The 7618-nt window shown below is 58.1% G+C and carries 5 protein-coding genes and 1 pseudogene; 3 read left to right on the forward strand and 3 right to left on the reverse strand.

Annotated features, from left to right (window positions below; all coding sequences use genetic code 11):
- The first annotated feature begins 150 nt into the window (after positions 1-150).
- Together V6M51_RS22855 and V6M51_RS22860 are read left to right on the forward strand one after the other, a co-directional pair.
- On the forward strand, positions 151-1353 hold the full coding sequence (locus V6M51_RS22855; RefSeq protein WP_332770533.1) for an alpha-hydroxy acid oxidase: 1203 nt from the start codon (positions 151-153) through the stop codon (positions 1351-1353).
- Positions 1344-2636 carry an aminotransferase-like domain-containing protein gene (locus tag V6M51_RS22860; protein ID WP_332770534.1) on the forward strand — a complete coding sequence of 431 codons (1293 nt, stop codon included), beginning with the start codon at positions 1344-1346 and terminating at the stop codon, positions 2634-2636. The genes V6M51_RS22855 and V6M51_RS22860 overlap by 10 nt, the downstream gene beginning before the upstream one ends.
- Positions 2637-2815: 179 nt before the next feature.
- On the opposite strand, the gene V6M51_RS22865 is transcribed toward V6M51_RS22860, so the two are convergent.
- On the reverse strand, positions 2816-3337 hold the full coding sequence (locus V6M51_RS22865) for a VOC family protein (RefSeq protein ID WP_332770535.1): 522 nt from the start codon (positions 3335-3337) through the stop codon (positions 2816-2818).
- A 603-nt stretch (positions 3338-3940) separates the two neighbouring features.
- Between V6M51_RS22865 and V6M51_RS22870 the strand changes: the two genes are divergently transcribed.
- Positions 3941-5554, forward strand: coding sequence for an MBL fold metallo-hydrolase (locus V6M51_RS22870; protein ID WP_332770536.1), 1614 nt, complete (start codon positions 3941-3943; stop codon positions 5552-5554).
- 71 nt (positions 5555-5625) lie between these two features.
- On the opposite strand, the pseudogene V6M51_RS22875 reads toward V6M51_RS22870, so the two are convergent.
- Together V6M51_RS22875 and V6M51_RS22880 are read right to left on the reverse strand one after the other, a co-directional pair.
- Positions 5626-6413, reverse strand: a pseudogene (locus tag V6M51_RS22875) (IS630 family transposase); the annotation flags it as partial.
- A 154-nt stretch (positions 6414-6567) separates the two neighbouring features.
- Positions 6568-7618, reverse strand: a 1051-nt coding sequence (locus V6M51_RS22880; protein ID WP_332770537.1) for a thioesterase domain-containing protein, incomplete at its 5' end; no start/stop codon positions are given.

Raw genomic sequence — 7618 nt, forward strand, 5'->3', positions numbered from 1 at the left:
CGCCGCGATTCAATCACGTTCTGAGGCCAATTCATGCGCGCCCGTTGTTCATTGCCGTACCGGCGCTCGCAGGCGTCATGCCTGGCCTTCGAGGCCTCATATGTGCATGAGCCCGTCGCCGGCCCCTCGTACGGTTAGGCGATCACGGCTTTGCGCGAACTTCATTCCATTTGGGATTGGCGGACGGCTGCCGCACGGCGGCTACCGGGCTTCCTCTTCGATTATGTGGAGGGCGGCGCCGGGGCCGAAACCGCCATCCGACGAAATCGATTGGCGTTTGAAGATTGGGCAATCACACCAAGGGCGATGCGGGATGTGTCGCATCGAACCACCGGTGTCCGGTTGTTTGGCGAAGAGCTTTCCATGCCCGTCTTGGTCGCCCCGACCGGATTGAATGGGATCTTGCGGCCACGGGGGGACGAACAGCTTGCGAGAGCCGCTGTCGCCGCAGGCACGCGCTTCATCCTCTCAACGGCGGCAAACGCGACGATCGAAGAGGTCGTTCGCGCCTCAACGAAGCCACCTTGGTTTCAACTGTACATCGTGGAGCGTGAACTGGCGCTCCAGCACATTGCTCGGGCTAAGGCCGCGGAATGTCCCGTGCTCATGCTCACCGTAGATGTGCCGGTCGGGGGCCGGCGTTTGCGCGATCTTAAAAGCGGCCTGTCGTTTCCGCTCAAGTTCACACCTCGCATCGTGGCGGACTCCATCTCGCGCCCAATTTGGGCCGCGCAACAGTTACGCGCTCGGGGCTGGTCGGCCGCAATGCCCCTAACCGGTGACGACTCAGCTGACGCCGGTCGGAAGCAACGATTGCTCAGTAGAAAATTCGACAGCTCGCTCGTGTGGGACGATGTCGCTCGCATACGAGACATCTGGAAAGGGCCCCTTGTTTTGAAGGGCATCTTGGACGTCCAGGACGCCGAAACCGCCGCAGGGGTCGGAGTGGATGGAATCGTCGTGTCAAATCATGGCGGCCGGCAACTCGATGCGGCTCCGGCTTCATTGAGCGTTCTCCCGGAAATCGCCAGTGCGGTGCGCGGCAAAGCGCGGGTCCTTCTAGATAGCGGCGTCCGATGCGGAGACGACGTCATCAGGGCCCTTGCGTTGGGTGCGGACGCCGTCCTGGTTGGAAGACCAATGCTATATGGCCTGGCCGCCAGAGGTGAACGCGGAGCGCGCGCGGTCCTCGAACTGTTCAGGTCAGAACTTTCCACGAGTATGGCGCTCGCAGGCTTCTCCGATCCAGCCGAGATCAGCCACCGATGTCTAGTCGCAAATGGCGGGCGTGGCGCCTCCATTGAGGCCGCGTCGGGGCGACCTGATCACAAACCGGAGGGTTCATGTCGATGATAGACGGCGACCAGAAGGGGCAGCATCAGAAGCTCAAGGACACGCTCGCCAAGGCCCGACGAAGCGCGACCACGAACACGCTAGACGCCATGCGCTTCCTAAACGAGGCGTCGGAGAGTTACCCTAATGCGGTGTCGCTCGCGGCGGGGCGTCCTCCAGATCACCTGCTTTCCACCGAACTGTGTCATTACTGGCTCGACAAGTACGTAAGCCTGCGGGGCGATGATGCGGCGGCGGGTTGGGCGACAATCGGACAATACGGAAATACGAGTGGCGTGATAACAGACCTCGTGGCCAAACACCTTCGCACCCAAGAGGGTGTCGAGGTCGATGCGGCTGACTGTGTTGTAACGAACGGCTTTCAAGAAGCCGTGCTCATAGAGTTGCTGAATCTTCGTCGTGCTGGCGGCGGTGTGATTGCGATGGAGCCGACCTATGTCGGACTTGCTGGCGCAGCCGAGGCTGCTGGCGTCCCTCTTTTCACGTTCCCCGCGACCGAGGCGCCAGGCGCGATGCTCGCCGCCACCGCCGCTCGCGCCCGGTCCACGGGGCTTGACCGTCTGGCGTTCTACGTCATCCCCGACTTCGCCAATCCAACCGGCGTTTGCCTTACGGTCGAGGCTCGAAAGGAACTCCTAGATGTCGCAGACCGGCACCGGATCACCATTTGGGAAGATGCCGCCTATCGCATTTTTAGGTATCACAGCGAAGAAATCCCCACGTTGTTGTCATTGGACGATATTGGAAACGTCGTACACTTGGGCACGTTCTCTAAAACCTTCCTTCCAGGCGTTCGAGTTGGCTTTTCCGTAACTCGGCGTACTGGCGCAACTTGGCGGACGAGGACGGAGGTCGTCTCGACGAAGAGCTTTGTGTCAGTGAACACCTCACCGATAAGTCAGGCGATTGTTGGGGGCTTTCTTGCCGACGTCGACTTCAATCTTCGGGATTGGAACGCGCCTCGAGTGACCTTCTGCAAAGAAAACCGTGATGTGTTGCTCAAGGCGCTCGCGAGCGAGTTCCGCGACGTGTCCGGCGTCGTCTGGTCGCGACCAGAAGGTGGCTTCTTCGTTGTCGTGAGTCTGCCGTTTGACTTCGACGAGCGGGACCTGGAGTGCGCGGCCCGCGACTACGGGGTGATTGTGGTCCCCATGACGTTCTTTTCCCCGACCGGCGGCTACAGGTCCATGGTGCGGCTGTCATTCAGCAACACGCCGCCGGAGCAAATCCCGATCGCGGTGAACCGACTCGCCCGCTACGTGCGAGATCAGTGCGCCCGTTAGATCGTCATTCGAATGGGATTCAAACCCACCTCCAGCGAGGCGTCGCCCTCATTCAGCCGAATGGCGGCAATTGCAACCCTTGATCGGGTCATGGGCTGCGGCGAAGTCAGACCGCCTTTTCCGAATAGGACACTGGCGTCCGGCGAAGACGTTCGCGCCGCAGATGCAGCGGCGATGCGTCAATAGATACCTCGCGCCTCCATCGTCCTGAACAGACCCTCGACGCTTGCATCGGTGAAGTCGCCGCCGCGGCGCTCGATCAGTTCAACGCGCACACCAGAGCCAGCGTCTCGGCGAAGAAAGGTCTGCTTGATGCCGACGTCCTGCAGTATCCCGGTGTCAGATTCTCCGCCCGCCGCGCGGACGCTCTCCAGCGCCTTGTCGAGATCGTCGACGCTGAAAGCGACATGCTGAACGCCGGGACCGAAACGGTCGATGAATTGCTGGACTTGTGAATCCGGTTCGCCGCCTTGGACCAAGACCACTATGGCGGATCCGCAGGCCATGACAGCGGACGTCATGCTGGTGTTCAGGCCCCGCGTCGCACGCTGCTCAATGACGGAAAAGCCAAGCGTCGACGAATACCAAGAGACCGCACTTTCCAGATCATGCACTGCCACAGCAATATGATCGATCCCAGTGACATGTTGTTTTAACGCAACCGCCAGACTTCGCTCGGGCACGGCATAAACACTGGTCATTCTGCGACATCCATCTTCGGAAATAAGCTGTGACTATGCGGATAAGCCTGCCAATACACGCGAGAAGCATCGCTCACGCCCAGAGCGGCGTGTATCGCTTGTTCAATATCCCTGATGAAATTTTAGACCCGCTCCCAAGGCGACGCAGATCGTGATCGAGACGAATTGCGACGCGGATTGTCGGGCTTGTGGACGACGGATGTTCCGCTGCTCATCTCTGCTTCGCACTCACATCCGCGCTCTCTCTATAGTAGAGCAGGAGTGATCTCCTCTGTCGAGGTGTCTGTGCAAGATTCAGCGCACATCGGGTTCGAGCAGTTGCGTGAGGGGGACCGACAAGCGCCGGACGCCAACCCCTGCTCTCGGGCCGCGCGATAGCTTTACATGCGATCAGGCAACGCTAAGGTTGTACGCCAGGTGGGGGTCTCGTATCGCGCTCAAAAAAGAACTCCGACGCGGCCAGATCGCTCGGCTCGCATTCCTGCGGGGCAAGCGCAGGTCACTGAAATGATCACTAGTGGGAGGTTATCAACTTGGGAAGATAGCAGACTCCAGATATAACGCGGACGAAGTTCCCCAATAAATGTAGCGCCAAGGTTTAACATGGCTAATTCTGCAACAAATACATCTTGTTTACTAAGTGATCCGGCGGCAGCTTTTCTAGATCGAGGCGTCAAAATTGAACCTCTAGTGGATCGGTGGTCCGCGTGGCCTCACCTTTTATCACCCGTCACACAGGCGCTCAATCTAAACTTTAGATACCTCCCCCTTGCCCGGTCGTTTGTATCAGCGCCGAACATTCACATTGCAGCGAATGATGATCCTACGATGTTCGGAGGTCCTTTTTTGGGACTTCCCGTCGAAGCTGTTCAGGACGTGAGTCGATATATTGTCGAGGTAGAATCGCGTCGTGGGGCGGCGCTCAGTTTTGCTCAGCAATTTCGTGAGTTCGACGTCACCCTGCAGTCAGCGGACGGATACTGTCTCAACGATTTTCGAGAAAAGATTCCGTCCAGTTTACGCGGTCTCATCGAATTGAATTATGATTTGAACAATCATCCCCGCATTCGTCTATATGAAGAGATGTTTATTGAGAATGATTTGGGACATGAGTCAGCTCAGGAACTTCTACTTCATCGCCAGAGAGACGTAGACCGACCATTCTTTCTAAGCACGCCGAGATTGTCATCAGATCTCGGACTATTCATCAAAAGTACATTCGATTCAGAAGCCGCAACCTACCTCGGCGAGGCCCGTGACCGCCCCATAGATTTAAATCGGCTTGCTGCACTCTGCGGCATTTCTGTTGGAAATTTGATACCGTACTTTACGAATGAACCGCGTCCTGCCGCCGATGTATATAGTGGAGATGGCGTTCGAGTTCGATATTTTGGACACGCATGTATTCTAATTGAGACATCAGAAATAAGCATTCTGATTGATCCGACCTTTGCGAATGACGAAACAGAAGAAACGAGTCATCTGACTGGGGATGATCTCCCCCCACGTATTGATATCGTTTTTCTGTCTCATGGGCATCAGGATCACTTTCACCCGGAGTCTCTCCTGCGCATTCGGAATCGCGTTGGCGTGGTGATCATTCCGCCCACCAATCGCGGAGAACTCTCAGATCCGTCGATGAAGAGCATTCTCAAACGAATGGGCTTTCGGTCTGTAATCACCTTGGACTATCTGGAGCCCTATGACGTCCCAGGTGGTACTATAACATCTCTTCCATTTAGCGGAGAGCATTGCGATCTGGATATACACAGCAAGCAATGCGCAATATTTGAGTTGAATGGACGACGTATCGCGACGCTTGTCGATTCGGATGCGATTGATATTGATGTTTATATGCGCCTTGTCCCTCTGCTCTCTAGGTTGGATTTGATGTTTATCGGGATGGAATGTTACGGGGCCCCGCTGAGTTGGCTGTACGGGCCATTGATCACGGGCTCTCTCTCCAGGAAAAATGACAACTCGCGGCGGCTGTCGGGCGCCAACGCGCAAAATGCGCGGAGGCTCACGGAGGCGCTGAAGCCTCGAAATGTGTTTGTCTATGCGATGGGACAAGAGCCGTGGATGCGTTCCCTTATGGGGCTACAGTACGCCGAAGATAGCATTCAGCTCGCCGAGTCATCGGAATACGTTGACTGGTGCCGGAGCATCGGCATCCCAGCTGAGCGCCTACTCTTCGAGAAGGAAGTGCACCTCTAGGGTCGAGACCGAGGCAAGGCTACGCGAGTAGAGGTTCGCGAGTCTAGATCATGATGACTCTAGGCTGACGCTTAGCCGGAGTTGTCGAGGTAGTTGGCGCATTCGTCGGGCGAGAACTCGGCGAGGAGCGTGCCGATGCGCCTCCAGGTGACCTCGACGGTTTGCTCGGCGGCCTCGCGCGGCAGATGTTTGAGCTTGGCTAACACCTGCTAGATGGGATTTAGATCGGCGGAGTAGGGCGGCAGGAACAACAGGTGAGCCCGGGCGGGGCGGATGGCGGCCCGCACCGCCTGGCTCTTGTGGCTGCCCAGATTGTCCCACGCGACGATGTCGCCCGCAGCCAGGGTCGGGAGCAGCTCCTTCTCGTCGTAGACTCTGAATGCGTCGCTGTTGATCGGGCCGTCGAAGATCCAGGGGGCGTCGATCCGGTCATGGCGCATGAGCAGCTAGGAAGGTCATGGTCTTCCAATGGCCGAACGGGGCCTTGGCCCGCGGCCGCTGACCCTTGGAAGCCCAAGCCCCGCAGCGGGGCCATGTTGTTCTTGGCCCAGGTCTCGTCGACCAACACCAGCCGCCGTGGATCAATCTTGCGCTGATGGGCCTTCCACCGGGTTCGCCTGCGGGCCACGGGCGGGCGGTCCTGCTCGCTGGCCAGCACGGCCTTTTTTCGAAGCTGAGCCCCTCGCGCCGCACGAACTTTCAGACCGTCCGGTAGTCCCCTCAGACCGCGCTCGGCCAGCTCCGCCACCAGCCCACACAGGGTGAAAGCCTTGGCGCGGGCGCGCTCGACAAGCCATTCCCGATGGTCGCCGACGATCTTCGACGGGCTGCCGCCGATCCCGCCCGGGGCCGCAAATCCGTCGACGATGGCTAGTCTCGGCCACGCCAGCCTCCAACCCAGCAAGGCTTGAATCAGACATCGGACCGTTTTGGGAGTCCCCCAGCGATTCAGATCAGAACCATCCCGCTCTGCACCGATGTGCGATGCGGTAGCGCGACCGACATTTCCGTGGTCATTTTGAAGCTTGTTCGATCATGACCTGGGCGATGAAGCCGACAAAGGGTTGGTCCATGATGGTTGAATGGTTCGCATGGAGCCAATGCGTTTCGGCTTTTGGCCAATGTGTTTCGATCGCTCGTTCAAGTGTTGCTCCTTTGCGTTCCTTCGCGAAAAAGGCCGTCACAGGCGCGAGGTAAGGACGCCCCAAATAGGTGTCGAAGGCCCTTTTATGGCGCACGAAAACTTGAAACATCTGCTGGAGAATGTCGTTGGTTGGTGTTTTCCATTCACCACGAAGCTCGGCAAGTTCACGCCGCAGAGCGTGGAAATGCGATTTTCGTGGCCGTTCTCCATCTATCGAGAAGTCCAGGATCCTGCCGTCCGAAACAAACCGGGCGAAATCTGTCATTCGCTGATTGAAATGCGGGGAGAACGGAAGCGCCGGTGCGAAAGTTGGGACAGGGGGCTCAATTAGTGTGAGCGCCTTGATCTGCTTACCCCGAGCCGCAAGCGCTCGGGCGACTTCTGTTGCCAGTGTGCCGCCGAACGAGAAGCCCACGAGAGAAAATGGCATGTCCGGCTGAGCCAGATCCATATGGGCGGCGTAGGTTTCCGCGATTCTTTCGATCGTAGACGCCCTCGTAAGCTCAGGGGAATACGCGTGAATTGCTTTTAGGGTCTGATTTTGTGGGAGGCTTGCGATCAGCTTCTCGTAGCCTCCGACGCCGCCTCCCATCGCATGAAATAGATAGGTGGTGGGCGACGTCCCATCCTTGACGCGGACGATTGGCGATTGCTGCGCGAGATAGGTGATTTGCCTGGTGGCTTGGCGTACTTGCGCGACGTGCTTGGCCAAGTTCGCCAGCGTGCGGGTGTCGAAGATCGACGTTAGATCCAGATCGACGTGATGGAAGGTTCGAATCCGCGAGACCATGCTGATAGCCAGCAGCGAGTGGCCGCCGAGCTCGAAGAAGTTGTCGTGGCGTCCGACCTGCTCCAGGCCCAGCAGCTCCGACCAGATCGCCGCCAGCGCCTCCTCCACCGGACCCTGCGGCGCCTCATAG

The organism is Phenylobacterium sp., assembly GCF_036677185.1.
GTDB lineage: Bacteria > Pseudomonadota > Alphaproteobacteria > Caulobacterales > Caulobacteraceae > Phenylobacterium.